We start from the raw sequence: 16,606 nt of genomic DNA on the forward strand, positions 1-16,606 counted from the left end.
TGATCGGTGCCAGAAGATACAGCATTATAATTATCCCAACTACTTACGTTCGTTTGACCACGCAGATTGTACCCCACTGCAACATATGTACCATCACTTTTTAAACCAATGGTCTGATCACGTCCAGCTGCGACTGCAACAATGTCATTCCAATCACTTACATTTGTCTGTCCATATTGATTACTTCCAATAGCGACTACGGTTCCATCGCTTTTTAAGCCGACAGTTTCATAGTAACCCGCGGACACTGAAACGATATTATTCCAATCACCTACATTCAATTGGCCACTATCATTGTTTCCTACCGCCACAACAGTTCCATCACTCTTTAGTCCTACTGTTTCCAAATAACCTGCTGAGATGGCTACTATATCCTGCCAGCCACTTACATTATTTTCCCCATGTCCACTATTTCCAGTCGCTACCACCGTTCCATCTTTTTTTAAGCCCACGGTTTGATAGAAACCTGCTGAGATTGAAGTTATATCCTTCCAGTCACTTACATTTATTTGTCCATAGTAATTATTACCGGTTGCTACCACCGTTCCATCCTTTTTTAAACCAACTGTAAACGCAGCTCCAGCAGAAACTGCAACGATATCTTTCCAATCACTTACATTAAGTTGTCCAGCACCATTGTCACCCACAGCTACGACAGTGCCATCACTTTTTAAACCTACTGTATGAGTAAAACTTGTTGAAACTGCAACAATGTTTCTCCAATTATCTACATTGCATTCTCCATCATTGTTATAACCAACACAAGTAACTGTTCCATCATTTTGTAACATAACTGTTTGACTGCCATCGTAGTTCCCACCAGCTGAAATGGAACCTTCAAACTTTTTAAAATCCTCTCTAGTAAGGTTAGTATCTGCTTTTGCTTGTTGTATAGGAAAAAAGTTCTGCATCCATCCTAAAGGCAATATATTAAACAAAATGCTGCTTAATAGTACTAAACTAATAACTTTTAATTTTCTCCTCATATTATATCTCCAATATTTTTTTATTAACTATACGATTTTTACTAAAATTACTTACGTCCACCCTTTCCTAAATATTAAAATTGAAAAAAAATTAGTAGATTATTATAAAAACCATTAATACCCTTATATGAGTAAATATTACCATATCATAATATTAACTAATATATTTTATTTGAACTAAAAGATAGTAGATAAATCTATTTATTGAATAAAATGGGAATTGAAAAACACCCGTAAGAAATGCTTAACCCCTTGGTATCCTCGGTAAATTCTTGACTTTCATCATTACTGGATTAAAAAAAAGACGTAAAACATAGCGTAAAAAAACACCATGTTCTACGTCCTAAATACATTACTTAACTCTGAAAATACTTCGCGATAATACTTTTCATTTTCTGTTGATCAATCACGATCTGATCATTATTTGCCTTTAAAATATCATCGTACATACTCCTGCCAACCCCACTAAGTTGTTGGTAGTGTAGTTGATTGCTTGGATTAAAGTCTTTCATCGCAAGACCAAGACTGACCATATCGGATGTCGACATATTGGTGCCAATCATATATTGGGAAACGGAATTGACAAGTGATGGCAGCTTAGTAATTTGAGCTGGCTTTAAAGCTTCTTTGGCAATTCCTTTTAACGCTTCCAATTGAAGTTGCTGCCGTCCGTAATCTCCATTGGCCAGAGAATGACGTTCACGGGCAAGAGATAATACCGTTTGACCGTCCAAGAAATGAGAACCGGCCGAGATCACCTGAGATCCTATCTTTACATTGGTCGGTACATTCATTTGGATCCCGCCCATTGTATCAATCATCGATTGCAGTCCCTCAAAATTGGTTTCCACATAATAGTTAATCGGCACACCGGTAAAATCACTAATCGCCTTGACCGCTCCTTCAATCCCTTGCTTAGAGCCTTTGGTGGACTGCAAAATATATTGGACACTGGTAAGTTTTGTGTAACCATAGCCGTCTAAATGAACACGAGAATCACGCGGAATGCTGATCGCATTGATTTGATTTTTTCCTAAATCCACATGCGCAAGTAGCATGGTGTCGGAATGCCCAACGGTTTGACCTGGTCTCTCGTCCGAACCCATGATCAAAATATTAAAATTAGGATCTTTCGGATTGCTTTGCTGTTTTGTCTTTCCTATCGCTCCCGAGTTCACTACGGGAATAGTTTTAAAGTGATTCTGCGGCTGAAGCTGATTGTATTCAAATCCCACAGCTGCAACAGCAATAATGATGAGTCCTAAAAAACTATAACCAATCATTTTCCATTTTCTTTTTTTCTTCATAAATCCTCCACTGGTTCTCAATCTCTACAACACTAAATATTTTACACCCATTTGTGAAGACTTACATCGACTTAATCTTTCCATTTTCTATTATGCTAAACTCGCCCTTTAATGGCATATCCTTATTTCTAAAACAAAGCTTTTTAACTCGTTCAGTGATTCTCCGGCTTGTGTTGTTTTTAAGAACTAATTGCCGGGCAGTTGGATGCCGCGCCAGCCACTTACATCACATTGTCCATATTTATGATCACCCACAGCCGTCACCTTTCCGTCAGATTTAAGCCCAACGGTATGACGACGACCCGCCGCTATTGATTCTTTAGGCCACCTTATCACCTTTAACACCGCTTCTTTCGGTGAAATGTAATCCATGTTCTACCTCCTATATAATAACCCTGCAATTATCTGACAAGTATATGTAAATTTGCGGTTTCTCGTCAAATGTAAGCAACTGTATGGTTGTGTGTTTTCGACCAAAAACTCCATCATCCCCTTTTAATCAAACGATTGATTAAAAACTGCCAAATCCCTTGGGAAAAACGAACTTTTTCTTATTTCCTAGAAAATTTTTTGTCGAATACTTCGTGTTGATTCTCCTACCAATCTATCAAAACCAACAAAAAATTCTTTCAAAATCTGAATGAGTTTTTCCCATCTTCCATAGAATCAGCATCCTTCTATTTCATTGGTAACACCTTTTCAGGTTGAAAGTTGGGCGGGCGTCACGTTTGTAATACATAGTATAGTGGCACTTTTTTGTCCATGTTGCATCATCTATGTAAAAAAATTTCAGAGATGAAACTTTTGAATAAACTATGAAAAAGTTGTCCATCCTGTAGCTATTAAAAGATAGTTTGGGAGAGTGCAAAGAACATGAAGTGGTTTGGGATTGGTAAGGACAGATCGAGGTTGGGTCGTTATATTGATCAGCACGGGATTAGTCAGAAGGAATTGGAGAATTCAGGAGTGAGCAGGGCTACAATTAGCCGGTTATGTTCCAGTGATGAGCATCAACCAACGATGGGTACAGCGAGGAAAATCATTAACTTCCTTAAAAAACTTGATAGCCGCGTAAATTATGATGATTTCTTTGACATGTAGGGGGATAAAAATGAATCCTAGATTAAATGAATTAAATAAAATCATTGCTGTTAAAAAGATGGATATTGAAGAATCCATATACGAGCTCAATAATCGATACTATCCAATAATCGTTAGAATGGCGTTAACAGAATATATAGCAAAGCTTCAGAATGAACTGGAAAGCTATAATTCCAAATTAACCGCTGCTCTAAACGAATGTGAGTTAACTCCCTAATGGCGTTGGTAATTGAATACTTTGTATTTTTCGACCCTTTCATCCTGGCCATCATTCTACACCTGCTTCATAGGAAAAAGCCAAAAGAAGCATTCGTTGCCGATCCGGAAAGGAACAAATGCGAGTCATCAATTGAGTTTCGGCTATACGATGCATTAAAGGCAAGAGGTGAATACATAAGGACACAGGTTCCCTGCAGAAAATATAGCATTGATATAGCTCTTCCGGCACATCACATAGCCATTGAATGCGACGGAGCAGATTACCCACTCTACCCCGGAGCAGAAATCCCACGACAGGCGTAAAAATACCTACTTAAAAAGAATGGATGGAAAGTCCTTCGGTTTACTGGAAAGCGGATTTATAGGGATTTAAACGGAATCATAAAACGAATTGAAAAAGAAAAAGGTGACTAATTTAAAACTTAGTCACCTTTTTACGATTTGCTTAGGTTAATGCTGAAGCTATCTTTTTAAAAAATCGATGCCTAACGCAGATTTCGTAACGTGAATTTGGCACTTGTCCCAGTCACTTTTTGTTTTGGGACATACCTTATCAGTACAACCAAAACTTTTTTCCTCATGAAGCGTTTGCTGAATTGCAAATGCTTCTTTATTTTTGTGGGATGCCACTAATTACATAAAGAGTTTATGAGAAATCACCTACATAACATCTTGTTCAACTAAAAATATGATGAGGTGGTTTCTTTGAAGATGAAATGCAATTCAGCTGTTACAGTTTACCGGGATTATTACATAGAAGTTGAGGCAGAATCACAGGATGAAGCCTATACAATCATAAGACATATGGATCCTGAGGAACTGGAAACAAAAGGCGAATTAGAAGCGATTGAGATTTATAAAGAACAATCTATATAAGTGATTAGCGAAAGCACTGGACTTATATCATACTGAATCTAATAAACGGTTCCTAATAGAGTCATATTCTCTCATATTTGCTGACCAAATTCGAAACTGCTTTTTTATGTCTGGTATTATTGGAGCATTGGGAAGTATCTGTTCCTTCTTCTGGATAACAGGCTGTTCAGTTATTTCCTTACAACTACTATTATAGATATTTGATTGTTTTACAACAAAATCCATAGTATCACAAATGGAAGCACTTATTAGAAGTTCTAAAGCTGTTCTCTTTGGCTTAGTAATATCCTCTGGAAAAAAATAATGAAAGATAGAAACTACTATTTTGTAAAGTCTTTGGAAGTATGATTTCATAAAATATCACTCCCTATACTTATTTCCTAAATTCTACCATATAGCCAATAATCTATCAATAGTAATTATCAAACAATTCGCGACTTTAGAAACATAATTATTGTTGTAATAAGTAATTTTATTAATTAAAAAGAACTATCTCAACACCACAGAGACGGTTCTCATGGCTTATGTTAGCCACCAGAACCGTTCCCTTGGATCGCTGTCTGGCGTTACGAGAGCCTGATAGCTGAACAAACTCTCTAAGTATAGTGGTTTTTCCCCTCAACTAGGAGACGGCCATTACGGTTCCTGTAATGGATCTCGCAAAAGACCTGTAAATCTACAAGAACCGTCTCTATTAATGTGATTTTAATTTGAAAAATACCTTACATGGGTATATAATTTCGGAATAAAAATTGAAAGTTGGTACCAATATGCTTCCCCAAGTAGTCAACCATTATATTAAAAATATCTTGAAACATAAAAAACTTCTTATTATCATATGGAGCATCTATTTAGGAATACAAATATGGACAGACAATTTAGGGGCTTTGTTAAGCCTAAAATCGATTGGTTTCACCTGGAATCCTACTCCCAACTTCCTCTCATTCTTTAACCTCAGTGATATAACTGAGATACACCAATACTTTATTATCATAAAATTAGGACATTTCACTGGATTTGCCATTTTTGATTTTCTAATTTTTAATTGGATCAGAAACCATAAATGTTCCCTAGCAGCATCGATTTTATTTGCTCTCACTACAGAGATCCTACAGCTCTTTTTTGAAAGAGACGGAAGATTATATGATGTCATCATTGATTCTCTAGGTGCTTTTGCAATCTACTACATTTTAAATAAACCAAAGGCCAAAAATTGGTTTATGGAATTCGATAAAAAATCAGTATTGTAAAATAAAATACTGATTTTTCTTCTAGTTCAGTAAGACGGTTCCAGGAGGGACAGTTCTTACGTTACTATATTGGATCTAGCAAAAGACCTGTAAATGCCACAAGAACTGTCCCTATGGTTTTTTTTGTTTCGTCGTCATACCATTTTGGCCATGATAAAGCAGCATAAGAAAAGTCATTTGAAAATATCTCAAATGACTTTTCTATTTCCTCTATAATTGATAGTTTAACCGTTAGTAACCTGCGTTCTTTATCCATTAAATTAGTGACAAACTAACCCTAGCTCTGAAAATATTTAGCTATGATATTTTTCATTTCTTTCGGATCAATTACAATTTGGTCGTTGTATGCCTTCAGGATATCATCGTACATACTTTTACCTTTTCCATAGAGCTGATGGTAATGTAATTGTTTGTTTGGATCGATATTTTTCATCGCAAGACCTAGGCTTAACATATCCTGTGTCGACATATTGGTGCCAATCATATATTTTGAAAGGGAGTTGACAAGTGACGGCAATTTTGTCATGTTTTCGGGCTTCATTGCTTGCTTTGCAATTCCTTTTAAAGCCTGCAATTGCAGCTCCTGCCGTCCATAATCCCCATTCGCAAGGGAATGGCGCTCACGAGCAAGGCCTAAAACCATATTTCCATCCAAGAAGTGGGTGCCTGCATTTAGCATTTGATTGTTAATCTTCTCATTTGTAGGTACGTAAATTTCGATACCACCCATTGTATCAACCATCGATTTGAGTCCCTCAAAATTGGTCTCAACATAATAATTGATCGGCACTCCGGTGAATTCACTAATCGCTTTTACGGACTCTTCAATCCCTTGCTTAGGGCCTTTGGTTGCTTGCAGAATGTATTGGACACTTGTTAATTTTGTATAGCCATAACCATTTAAATGAACACGTGTGTCACGCGGAATACTCACTGCGTCTACTTGATTGTTGCTCAAATCAACATGCATCAGCACCATTGTGTCGGAATGTCCAATCGTTTCACCTGGCCGCTCGTCTGATCCCATCAATAAAATATTAAATCCAGAAGAATTTGCATTGCTCGTCTGCTTTGTCTTCCCTGTAGTGTTATGCGTCCCAGAAGTTCCTGTCGTCCCCGTTGCAATAACAGGAATATTCTTAAAGTGATTCTTTGGCTGAAGCTGATAGGCTTCAATTCCAATAGCTGCCGCGATAACAATGACAATTCCTAAAAAGCTAAAACCAATGACCTTCCAAATGCCTTTTTTTCGCATAATGCCTCCAATCAAATACTATGTATTTCTAAAAATTTATAATTCATAAAATAATTTTACACTATACAAGAGGCATAGGGTTTATAATTGAAAAATAATTTTCGGACAAGAATGCCTACATTTCGATTTTAATCAAACGCTTGATTAAATTTGCTAACGCCCTTTAAACAAAAGGATTTTTCATCAAATTGTTGAAATAAACTGTCGAAGAACTGGCATTATTCAACTCATCCCTGATATTACGGGAAAATTCCAATGAGTTATTCACCAATTTGTCAAAGGTAAAACCATAACAACCTCATGTCGAAAACATTTTTTCCCCTCCGACAGCATTCTCCTTTCTTTCTATCATTTATTTGTTATTTTAATAAGAAATATAGTTCCCGGGTCCTGCATTCATTTAATTATAAAATATTCCTCTCGTATCTATTGGTTACTAACTTAATTCAGGCATGTTGATATTCAATTTTATTTACCTATTTTCTTTAAAAACATTCACAAAAATATATTAAATCGAACATTATTAAAAAAAGAATTGGTAATTTACATCTGAATTAGGAGTAGATTTTCATGGAGAATGAAGGAAACTTTTTTACTGGTTTATTTTGGGGAACTGCTTTTAGTATTTTCTTATGGCTTGCTTTTTTCGGCTGGATAAAAATATTGACTTAACTATTTGCAAGATCTTAAAATACAGTTTTATAGACACACTTAGACTATATTACCAATCCCAGGGTCTTACCAAAAAGGAGCCACAAAAGTGACTTTGGAGCTCCCCTTTTATGTTTGAATTACATGTTCCATTTTACCTTATCCAAATTTACGAACCTGGAGAACTCTAATCCCAAGATCCTTATTTTGATACCTATCTTTGGTCCCGCTTATACTTTTACTTATCCTGACAGTCCGTGCAACTGCTTACTTCTGAAAATAACATTCCTCTCTGTACCTTAAACCGTCCCTGTAGCGTTCCCTTAAACAATACTTTCGGAAATTTACTCATGAACTGAAAACTCCCCATGGCTTTCCAGTAATAAATCACATAGCATTTTCCGTATAACGGCATTTTGGATAGTTACTACATCCATAAAAATGGCCCCTTTTACCGGTTCTTAACATCATTGGGCTGCCACATCTGTTGCATTTTAATACTGGACTCCCAGAATTATTTATCGACTTTTCTAGTAAAATTTGATTTTTGATAGCAGGATTCATTCGTAATATTAAATCGATTAACTGATCACGATCTATTAACGTAACCTTACTTTTATTAGCAAGTTCTCTAGCTGCCTTTGTAAAATAGCTGTTGGACACGACCCATGCTTCGTCTCCTGAATAATAAGCTTTTGCGCCAATCACTTCTTGGACAGCTTTTATGCCAACATTCTTCGAGTGACGTTTTGCTTGAACAATAAACTTTTTACCATCCTTAGAAAGCAGCAAATCGCCGCCATAATCTCCACTAGCATTTGTTACCTCTGCTGTATATCCTTTTGAGAGATATAACTCCTTCAAGTAATACTCAAATTGAATACCTTCCATTGCATCAATCTCATCAATACCAGATTCTCTCAATCTCTTCTTACGCTTTTTGTTTTGATAAATGAACACGGATGTTACTAAAAACATTGCCAGTCCTACATAAATAGCTGTCTGCATAAGACTCCTAGTATAAATATATGATGTTGCAGCTATTAAAAGAAATAATCCATATAACCCCTCTTCTAGCTGCTTTTGTTGCTTTTTTGATCTCCTTCCACTCATGAACACCACTCCATCATTTCCAAATAATTCCCACACTCCTATTATATATCTTTAAAACTACAAATTTCATCATTTTTCTTCCTTTGTTTGCAAAGTCAAAGGTAAAACTGGGGCAAATTGCGAGCAAATTTATCCCCTTCCATTAACGAATACCTAAAATATACCGACAGACACAAACCTGTCATAGATACCAACCACACACCATGCCCTTTACCTTCCCCCCTCTCTATATAGAAAGTGAAAGGGAGGTGCAATTAAATGAATTTAAAATCAGGCCAAATTGAACGTTTTGGGGATTATTCCCAATTTGAAAGTCTTACAGAATTTAATCGTCATATGGAAATGTGGCTGCTAGATTACAAACATGAATTTACAAAAGGGGAACTAGTCGGGTTAAAGCGATTGGTCAGTTTTTCTGCAAAAATCCCTGGAGTCTGCAATGCCAAAATTGGAACAATCTTAAAAGCGATTCACGAGGAATATCAAGACCATGGCATTTCCCGCTCCACGTTTAAACGAATGATCCAAAAAGCGATTGATTTTGGGATCATTACTGTTTATGAAACCGAAAGAAAAAACGGCTCACAGTCCAGCAACCTATACATATTTAATCGTGTTCCTAAGAATGAACCACCTAAACAGGAAGAATTGAACCGCCCTAATAAAACTATTAATCTTTATAAAACTAATAAAAAAGAAATAAATATACGTAAAGAAGAACCGTTAGAATTAGATCACACATTTACAAATGATCGGGTTCCACAGCCTTTTGTGCAGTTAGTGAAATATTTTTATAGTGAAGCAAAGACGATTGAAGAATTTTGGAGAATGGCCGAAATTGCAGCATGGCGTAATAATTTTGAGAATAAAAAAGAACAAGTCCTGACCACAGCCATCGCATCCTTTAAGCAGCTGATCAGCAAGCTTAAATCCAACAAAAAAATCCAAAAACCCATCGCCTACTTCTATGGAATCTTGGATAAAAAATTGGATGACCTCTTTTATTTTGAGTTGTTTACGGAAATGGATCAAATGGATTAATAACTATTTGCCCTTATAAGCAAAAGCTGAGATATTTTTTTCCTCCTGCTAGTATGGCAAAAATCGACAATTATCGAGGAGCCCTGTCCCCTCTTCAAGTAAATTGTCGATTAATGGACAAAATTTACAATTCTATCAAAGGAATCCCTTTTCTATCTCTTTTCATGGTTTTTTTCTAAATTTTCATAAGTTTACACTAACTAAGTGAGTGAAATCCAGGAAGATAATGGTTAATTGCCAACACTTAATTTTCCCTAAGGAAACAATTTTTATCTATACAAAAATCTGTAACCCTCAGTACGTGGAGTGATTTCCAATCTAATTATGTAATGGTTTTAAAAAGGGGAAAAACTATGGAACCCAATAAGACCATTACCTTCGGAGAGTTACTATTTAGATTGAGAAAGGCTAGTATGCTTGCACAAGAGGAGCTTGCTCATAATTGCAAATTCAGTCGTAAATATTTGAGTAACCTTGAACTAGATAAAACAAAACCAAATTATGAACGGACTGTTACTCTTGCGAAAAACCTGAATGTAAGACCCTCTGAATTGTTTCATAAACTCGGAGAAATGGCCGATAGAGAAAATGGGTATTAAATCATCACGATTAAAATTCCCCTGTTGTTCAAAATGATGAGGTGGTGAGGAAGGTGTGATAGAAAAAATAAAATAACCAAGAGCATTGGTTGTCCTGGGAAGACAGCTCTTGGTCAGCAGTTAGGATTACTAACTAATTGATAGTATATCCTTTTTCAAAAATAATTCAAATGAAATAGTTCGCTAGGAGATGAATCAGTTGTTCATAGAAAAAAGTTATATTATCAATCAGCATATGAGGTATATGATAGGCTTTTACGATCGAACCGCCAAGTTATGTACGAAGGTGAATGAAATAGACAGAACCTTTATTGTGGACAAAGCACCATTAGAAATATTAGAGGACACGATTAAAAATATCGGCTTTGACTTAAAAGGTGCCATGGCAACCGCTAAATGGATCACAGGTGTGGCGCAAATGTGTCCGGTCATGATCAATCCTATTTTAAAAATTTGTGTGTTCCCAACCAAATCTGCCCATCATGAAGAAGCCATCTGGTTCAACCCCGCTCACATTGCCAGAACAAGCAGCATAAATGGGAATACACTTGTTGAGTTTCGAAATGGGAATGCCATTATGTTTCCTTGCAGACTCTCTGCCTTTAATACCAAGCTGCAGACGGCAGAGCAATTGAAACATCTTACCATCGAGGCAGGGACACACCCCATATCCTTTGTGATCGAACCGAAGCAGAAACCAAAGCAGAAAAAACGGAAATCCCGAAATAAAATAGAACAGCGATAAAGTCAAAGGTCAGTGTCTTTATCTAAGTGGATAAGAGCACTGACCTTCTTTTTCGACCATAAACTCCACTATTCCCTTTTAATAAAACGATTGATTAAAAACAGCCTGAGCCCTTGGGAGAAACGAATTTTTACGTATGAGCAAGAACATTTTTTGTCGATTACATCGTCCTTGTTCTTCTATTAATCTATCAAAACCAACAAAAAATTTTCATTCTTACAATTTTTCCTCTCATTTGACAAAAAGTCTTATTGATCAAACGTTTGATTAAATTTTGCCAAAAGCTATTTGCAGCGGGATTTTTCAGATCAATCCTGTAAGAAAACGGTCGAAAGATGCGATCCTCTAAATGTTAAGAAAATGTGGACAATCTCGATTAACAGAGGAATTTTTAAGAGTCATCTTGAATTTTCTTTAAAAAGACCTATTATTACTAATCTGGCAATTAGCCACGCTGCCGCTATAAGTTAAATATTAAAATAGAAAAGGTGTATCCGATGAAAACAAAATCAAAAGAAATTGTTGAGACACTTGAGATTGTTCAAATAACTGAACACAAAGGACTCACAATAACGGTTGAAGTATTTAAAGTTCCCGAAGGTTATCACAGTTTTGCAAGGAATTCGCATCTTCATCAGGAGGATTTATTAGGGTCGAATTTCCATGAAGATGAGCAGACGAGTATAGATTTAGCCATTAAGGAGCTGCGTGAATTAATGGCGGTGTTTAACCAAACTCTACACTGAAAATGCTGGGCAATCTATAACCGATAGGAAAGCCGCAAGGCTTATAAATAAGTTATGTACTCATTGTTTGCTTTATGGGTCACAGAACGGATTTCGAATAATAGATGATCACATGGTTAAACGGGTTATTGAGGGAGAATTATCTTGATTCTCCCTTTTTTCAAAAATACGGTTGGACAGTAATTCCGTCAAACTACGGACACCTAATACCGTCAATTTATGGACTATATAATATATCAATAACATTTATAGCATAAAAAACTTTTCGACTTCCTTCTTGCTAGGGCATTCAAGAATTTTGCGATGTATTTCAAAGTTATGATTCCCTCTGTTTATTAAACTTCTAATTATATTTAGTTCTCCTCTACTTGAGCAAAACTTCCGAATGACCCATGTTAGAACCGTCCCCATGGTTTTTTTTAGCATATTTTGTTCAAACAAATATGATTTAATTGGTCGATACCGCCTCTTCATAAGACGATAGCCTAAAAGAGAAATATAGGGGCTGTAGGATCCCAAAATCTATCTCCAAGTAACGACATCCCTCATCTATGACTCCTGATAAACTTCCAAAAATAACATAGGCAGTAATTGTGGCAAAAAGAAATATCGCCAGTATTCCAATTTCACAATGGCTACAGATGAATCTCTTTGTTCGGTTGGAGTGATTTTACTGAAAAGGCTATTATTTCGGTATTTAATTCCCTCCAAGCCCCAGCGTACAATTAATCCTCTAAAAAGGAGCACTGTTTTCTCATAAATTACAAATCAAATATATTCCATTCCCAGAAATCCTGCGAAGTTATGTGTATATCCTGATGTTGCAAAATAAATACGCCCTTCTTGCCATGTCCAAGTCGCATTTTGAGTTTCACCGACTTTTAAATAATCTCCCATGTCGTTAGTAGTAATTTGTACCACACTTTCAAAATAACCTGCTTTTCCTGTTGTATCCATTGTTGCTACTAAAATTCCATCGGTTGAAACATTAAAACTACTAGGATTGGTCCAATAACTTTTGTCTTTTACAATATACACTTGAAAAACAAAGTTTTCTGCTAATCGAATTGGGTGTTTATAACAAAAGGCTTTTATCGGTCTAGCATTGTATGGAAGTTTGAATTTTACATTTATTAATGTAGTACCTCCCAATGTTGCATTATCATTGAAGATAATTTTTCCGGCTGATACCATGTTTAGGCCAAAGCCCATGTGATTATATTTGAACATGGAACTATTTAAAGAATAGAATCCGTCTGAATCAACCGTATTTAGTACATTGGTGTCATTCCCAGAATTATTTTCTATTTTGGTAATAGAACTATTTCTTTTACTCCACTTTCCAAAAGGAGATGTCTGAGATTCCAAAAAAAGGAAACCTTTGCTGTTTTGAATATTTATCATGGTAGAAGAACCAAATCTAGCTTCTCCTTCAAGACCAGCCGTTGGGTAATCGTATACCGTAATATCTCCAGTGTACACATCACAATTATTGATACTAAAGGCAATTCGCATTGTTTTATTTAAAGTAATAGATGAAGCTTGTTTATAAAAAATACAGTCAACAAAATCCACCTTTGCAGCAAAATTTACAGAATAACTGGTTTTTCTATCAACCAAGCATTCTACTAGCGTTCCAATATGATTACTTCTTAACTCAAACCTAGTCTTACTAAACGAATAACGACAAGAATTAAACAAATTTGTTCCTTTTTTATTTCTGTAAAAATCAATAACCTTTCCTTGCCCAATCCAACTACCACCAAAAATATTAAAATGTGAACCTGCTTCATCTCGAATCAGGGTATATTGTTCCCCAATATCCGTGTTCTCTACATCAGAAGCTAACAAATTAATATTAACTGCTTGTTTATTTTGATTTAAAAAGGTTAACTTATTATTCCAAAATTTACAATGTTCAAAATTAGTACTATCTAAACAGGCATGTGTTGCTCCTACTAAAGGTTGACCTGATGTAAAATTAACCGCAGTTTTAAATTTATTAAAGATACAATATTTAAAATTATTGTATGCATTCGGATAATTAACTCCTGGAAATGCGGTTGAAAATGTTAGTTTTACGCCTTTTGAGGTATGGTTTGTATCATCATAAAAATGTATATTTTCAAACACAGTACCACTTGACATATTATCCAATAGAATAAACGGTTTATCCACAGCATTATTAACAAAACGGAAAATTGTATTTAATGGGTTGCTTCCGACAAACCGTATTCCATAACAGTTCGTAATATTGATAGTGTTTTGAAATTTATAAGTTTGTGGTTTTAACATAATTGTATAAGCTACCTTTTCATTCGCAACTTTTTCCAAAATCGCTTGTAGTACATTATCCCAAAAGATGGGGGCTGCACCTGTTACAAAATCATCCATTGTTAAATAATGTGTCGTCTTATTAGCTAACTGTTTATTTATTCCTTCTCGATTATTTGAAAGGGAAATCGATGTATTAGCCTTTTCAAATTTAATTGTAGTTAAGAAAGATAGAATCCAAAAAAATAGTCCAGATAAGAAGTACCTTCGTTCATCATCATTCAGCTTCTTATTAGAATTAAATTTTTTGGGTTTCATAATCGGCCTCCAAATCAATATTATATTTTGCACCTTAAAGTTTTATTGATTTCTTCTCAGTGTTCCGCTTCTGGGCCATGAAATTGAAACATAGGATTATCAACATGCAATTTTACCCATTTTCTTCACCAAGTGCTAAATCAATTCCTGCTTTTGTTCTTCAAAAAGATCCCTATTTCAATTTTTAAACAAGTAATAAAAATTGTAATTCTAATTATCACTGTAAATCTACTCACCCTAGTAAAATATCAAATGATTTTAATAAATGTGGATTCCAACTCTTGATGGGTTATTTTACTAAAAATAATTTCTCTCTTTTTATCCAAACAATCTTTATATATGAAAAACAGTGGTTAAAAAGCAAAGGTTAAAATAATTTAGCATCAATATAAATAATAAAACCGGCATTATTTTACAAACTACTCTGCCTTAAAATCCTCTATGAAAAATCCTTTATTTAAATTAACGCCTATTCAATATTCCAAATCCAGACCTTTATAATTGTTTATCCGTTAAATACCCAAATTGCAGTATATCCTTGCGTCCCTAAATCAAACCAACTTGGGTAGTTTAAAAATTTTGTAATCAGATATAAAAACATAGGTGCTATTTAAGACACGGCCCCTATTAGTATAGCTTTAGGACAGTTACACTAATAGGAGACACGGCCTTTTCCTTTCTCGAAATTATACGAGGAGTAATACAATAAATTATCCATAACAGTAATGGAGAATGAGGAACTTATTTACAGAAAGCGTAGATTTTCAAGAAAAAAGTGACTTTACGCTATTGGTATGAGAAAAAAGGCAGTATCTTGAAACAGGAACCTCTAATCAAAATTTTATGAAAAACATTGTTTTTTAAACATTATAATTTTACAAGAATATATTTCAAGATTGCATTTAACTAATCTCTACTGAACAAATCCCTTGTATACACCTTATCTCTAACTTCCATTAAATCGTCTGATAATCTATTTGCCACGATGACATCGCTAATAATTTTAAATTCTTCAAAATTATTTACAACTCTAGAATTATAGAATTTCTCTTCATGGAGAGCCGGCTCGTATACCACGACCTCAATTCCTTTTGCTTTAATGCGCTTCATGACACCTTGTATAGCTGACTGTCTAAAGTTATCTGAATCCATTTTCATGGTGAGTCTATAGATACCTACAATTTGAGGATGTCTTTTTATAATCATTTCGGCAATATGATCTTTTCTCGTTCGATTGGCATCCACAATAGCTGTCATAATATTATTAGGAACATCTGCGTAATTGGCTAATAACTGCTTCGTATCTTTAGGAAGGCAGTAGCCACCATAACCAAAGGAAGGATTATTATAACGATTCCCAATTCGGGGGTCGAGCCCTACCCCATCGATAATTTGCTTCGAATCTAATCCTCTTAATTCTGCATATGAATCCAGTTCATTGAAAAATGCAACTCTCATTGCTAAGTAGGTATTAGCAAAAAGTTTAATTGCCTCCGCTTCTGTTGAATTTGTAAACAGGACAGGAATATCCTCCTTTAAAGCTCCTTCCACTAGTAAATCAGCATATACCCTAGCTCTATCTGATTGTTCTCCAACAACAATTCTTGAAGGATACAAGTTATCATAAAGTGCTTTTCCTTCTCTTAAAAACTCTGGTGAAAAAATAATATTTTCGGTTTCAAACTTCTCTTTTACTTTCTCCGTATAACCTACAGGAACTGTTGACTTAATCACCATAATGGCTTCTGGATTAATTGATAGTACATTGGCAATAACAGCTTCTACCGTTCTCGTATTAAAATAGTTTTTTTCTGGGTCATAGTTTGTTGGTGTTGAAATGATAACATATTCTGCATTTTTAAATGCCATATAATTATCGGTTGTGGCAATCAAATTTAGTTCTTTTGTTGCTAAAAACTCTTCAATCTGACTATCAAGAATAGGTGATCTTTTATTATTAATCATATCTACTTTATCTTGAATAATGTCAAGTGCTATTACTTCATTGTTTTGGGCTAAAAGAATTGCATTTGATAATCCCACATACCCTGTTCCTGCTATTGTAATTTTCATTTTCAATACATCTCCACTGAATTTATCTTTTACGATGATTTATATAGAAAAT

At 35.1% G+C, this 16,606-nt stretch carries 15 protein-coding genes and 2 pseudogenes; 9 read left to right on the plus strand and 8 right to left on the minus strand.

Features of this window, described 5'->3' with window-relative positions; genetic code table 11:
• Positions 1–35 precede the first annotated feature (35 nt).
• The 3 genes and pseudogenes from ACZ5XR_RS25670 to ACZ5XR_RS25680 all read right to left on the minus strand — a co-directional run.
• Positions 36–911, minus strand: a pseudogene (locus ACZ5XR_RS25670) (RCC1 domain-containing protein); the annotation flags it as partial.
• Between the two features lie 431 nt (positions 912–1,342).
• A complete protein-coding gene (locus ACZ5XR_RS25675; RefSeq protein ID WP_464499264.1) occupies positions 1,343–2,293 on the minus strand; it encodes an LCP family protein in 951 nt (316 codons plus the stop codon).
• Between the two features lie 204 nt (positions 2,294–2,497).
• Positions 2,498–2,665: pseudogene (locus tag ACZ5XR_RS25680) on the minus strand (RCC1-like domain-containing protein); the annotation flags it as partial.
• 501 nt (positions 2,666–3,166) lie between these two features.
• Between ACZ5XR_RS25680 and ACZ5XR_RS25685 the strand changes: the two are divergent.
• From ACZ5XR_RS25685 to ACZ5XR_RS25700, 4 genes are all read left to right on the plus strand, one after another.
• Entirely contained in the window at positions 3,167–3,394 is a 228-nt protein-coding gene (locus tag ACZ5XR_RS25685) for a helix-turn-helix transcriptional regulator (protein WP_464499265.1), read from the plus strand.
• 10 nt (positions 3,395–3,404) lie between these two features.
• The gene (locus ACZ5XR_RS25690) at positions 3,405–3,611 is read left to right on the plus strand and encodes a hypothetical protein (RefSeq protein ID WP_464499266.1); all 207 of its coding nucleotides are present in this window, start codon (positions 3,405–3,407) and stop codon (positions 3,609–3,611) included.
• On the plus strand, positions 3,611–3,916 hold the full coding sequence (locus tag ACZ5XR_RS25695) for a hypothetical protein (protein ID WP_464499267.1): 306 nt from the start codon (positions 3,611–3,613) through the stop codon (positions 3,914–3,916). The genes ACZ5XR_RS25690 and ACZ5XR_RS25695 overlap by 1 nt, the downstream gene beginning before the upstream one ends.
• Before the next feature lie 408 nt (positions 3,917–4,324).
• Positions 4,325–4,489 (plus strand): hypothetical protein, encoded by a 165-nt coding sequence (locus ACZ5XR_RS25700; protein WP_464499268.1) that lies wholly within the window; start codon positions 4,325–4,327, stop codon positions 4,487–4,489.
• A gap of 27 nt (positions 4,490–4,516) precedes the next feature.
• Here ACZ5XR_RS25700 and ACZ5XR_RS25705 read toward each other — a convergent pair whose 3' ends face one another.
• Positions 4,517–4,843 carry a hypothetical protein gene (locus tag ACZ5XR_RS25705; protein WP_464499269.1) on the minus strand — a complete coding sequence of 109 codons (327 nt, stop codon included), beginning with the start codon at positions 4,841–4,843 and terminating at the stop codon, positions 4,517–4,519.
• A 416-nt stretch (positions 4,844–5,259) separates the two neighbouring features.
• On the opposite strand from ACZ5XR_RS25705, the gene ACZ5XR_RS25710 reads away from it, so the two are divergent.
• Positions 5,260–5,739: a VanZ family protein gene (locus ACZ5XR_RS25710; protein WP_464499270.1), complete on the plus strand. Its 480-nt coding sequence runs from the start codon at positions 5,260–5,262 to the stop codon at positions 5,737–5,739.
• 277 nt (positions 5,740–6,016) lie between these two features.
• Here ACZ5XR_RS25710 and ACZ5XR_RS25715 read toward each other — a convergent pair whose 3' ends face one another.
• Positions 6,017–6,994, minus strand: a complete 978-nt coding sequence (locus ACZ5XR_RS25715) for an LCP family protein (protein WP_464499271.1) — start codon at positions 6,992–6,994, stop codon at positions 6,017–6,019.
• A gap of 1,038 nt (positions 6,995–8,032) precedes the next feature.
• Entirely contained in the window at positions 8,033–8,758 is a 726-nt protein-coding gene (locus ACZ5XR_RS25720; RefSeq protein ID WP_464499272.1) for a restriction endonuclease, read from the minus strand.
• Positions 8,759–9,016: 258 nt separating this feature from the next.
• Between ACZ5XR_RS25720 and ACZ5XR_RS25725 the strand changes: the two genes are divergently transcribed.
• The 4 genes from ACZ5XR_RS25725 (at position 9,017) to ACZ5XR_RS25740 (ending at position 11,889) form a co-directional block, all read left to right on the plus strand.
• Positions 9,017–9,799: a GNAT family N-acetyltransferase gene (locus tag ACZ5XR_RS25725; RefSeq protein WP_464499273.1), complete on the plus strand. Its 783-nt coding sequence runs from the start codon at positions 9,017–9,019 to the stop codon at positions 9,797–9,799.
• A gap of 353 nt (positions 9,800–10,152) precedes the next feature.
• Positions 10,153–10,398, plus strand: coding sequence for a helix-turn-helix domain-containing protein (locus ACZ5XR_RS25730; protein WP_464499274.1), 246 nt, complete (start codon positions 10,153–10,155; stop codon positions 10,396–10,398).
• 199 nt (positions 10,399–10,597) lie between these two features.
• Entirely contained in the window at positions 10,598–11,143 is a 546-nt protein-coding gene (locus ACZ5XR_RS25735) for a competence protein ComK (RefSeq protein WP_464499275.1), read from the plus strand.
• Positions 11,144–11,640: 497 nt separating this feature from the next.
• Complete coding sequence (locus tag ACZ5XR_RS25740; RefSeq protein ID WP_464499276.1) at positions 11,641–11,889, plus strand: hypothetical protein; 249 nt, start codon at positions 11,641–11,643, stop codon at positions 11,887–11,889.
• A 768-nt stretch (positions 11,890–12,657) separates the two neighbouring features.
• On the opposite strand, the gene ACZ5XR_RS25745 is transcribed toward ACZ5XR_RS25740, so the two are convergent.
• Together ACZ5XR_RS25745 and ACZ5XR_RS25750 are read right to left on the minus strand one after the other, a co-directional pair.
• Positions 12,658–14,481: a hypothetical protein gene (locus ACZ5XR_RS25745; RefSeq protein ID WP_464499277.1), complete on the minus strand. Its 1,824-nt coding sequence runs from the start codon at positions 14,479–14,481 to the stop codon at positions 12,658–12,660.
• A gap of 906 nt (positions 14,482–15,387) precedes the next feature.
• Entirely contained in the window at positions 15,388–16,554 is a 1,167-nt protein-coding gene (locus tag ACZ5XR_RS25750; protein ID WP_464499278.1) for a nucleotide sugar dehydrogenase, read from the minus strand.
• Between the last annotated feature and the right edge of the window lie 52 nt (positions 16,555–16,606).

The sequence above is a fragment of the Neobacillus sp. Fa239 genome (assembly GCF_055395235.1).

Excerpts from the sequence above, each read along its gene's own strand:
- ACZ5XR_RS25710 (WP_464499270.1), top strand. The coding sequence starts at position 5,260 with ATGCTTCCCCAAGTAGTCAACCATTATATTAAAAATATCTTGAAACAT.
- ACZ5XR_RS25745 (WP_464499277.1), bottom strand. The coding sequence starts at position 14,481 with ATGAAACCCAAAAAATTTAATTCTAATAAGAAGCTGAATGATGATGAA.
- ACZ5XR_RS25695 (WP_464499267.1), top strand. The coding sequence starts at position 3,611 with ATGGCGTTGGTAATTGAATACTTTGTATTTTTCGACCCTTTCATCCTG.
- ACZ5XR_RS25685 (WP_464499265.1), top strand. The coding sequence starts at position 3,167 with ATGAAGTGGTTTGGGATTGGTAAGGACAGATCGAGGTTGGGTCGTTAT.
- ACZ5XR_RS25715 (WP_464499271.1), bottom strand. The coding sequence starts at position 6,994 with ATGCGAAAAAAAGGCATTTGGAAGGTCATTGGTTTTAGCTTTTTAGGA.
- ACZ5XR_RS25740 (WP_464499276.1), top strand. The coding sequence starts at position 11,641 with ATGAAAACAAAATCAAAAGAAATTGTTGAGACACTTGAGATTGTTCAA.
- ACZ5XR_RS25750 (WP_464499278.1), bottom strand. The coding sequence starts at position 16,554 with ATGAAAATTACAATAGCAGGAACAGGGTATGTGGGATTATCAAATGCA.
- ACZ5XR_RS25690 (WP_464499266.1), top strand. The coding sequence starts at position 3,405 with ATGAATCCTAGATTAAATGAATTAAATAAAATCATTGCTGTTAAAAAG.
- ACZ5XR_RS25705 (WP_464499269.1), bottom strand. The coding sequence starts at position 4,843 with ATGAAATCATACTTCCAAAGACTTTACAAAATAGTAGTTTCTATCTTT.
- ACZ5XR_RS25720 (WP_464499272.1), bottom strand. The coding sequence starts at position 8,758 with ATGAGTGGAAGGAGATCAAAAAAGCAACAAAAGCAGCTAGAAGAGGGG.
- ACZ5XR_RS25730 (WP_464499274.1), top strand. The coding sequence starts at position 10,153 with ATGGAACCCAATAAGACCATTACCTTCGGAGAGTTACTATTTAGATTG.
- ACZ5XR_RS25675 (WP_464499264.1), bottom strand. The coding sequence starts at position 2,293 with ATGAAGAAAAAAAGAAAATGGAAAATGATTGGTTATAGTTTTTTAGGA.
- ACZ5XR_RS25700 (WP_464499268.1), top strand. The coding sequence starts at position 4,325 with ATGAAATGCAATTCAGCTGTTACAGTTTACCGGGATTATTACATAGAA.
- ACZ5XR_RS25725 (WP_464499273.1), top strand. The coding sequence starts at position 9,017 with ATGAATTTAAAATCAGGCCAAATTGAACGTTTTGGGGATTATTCCCAA.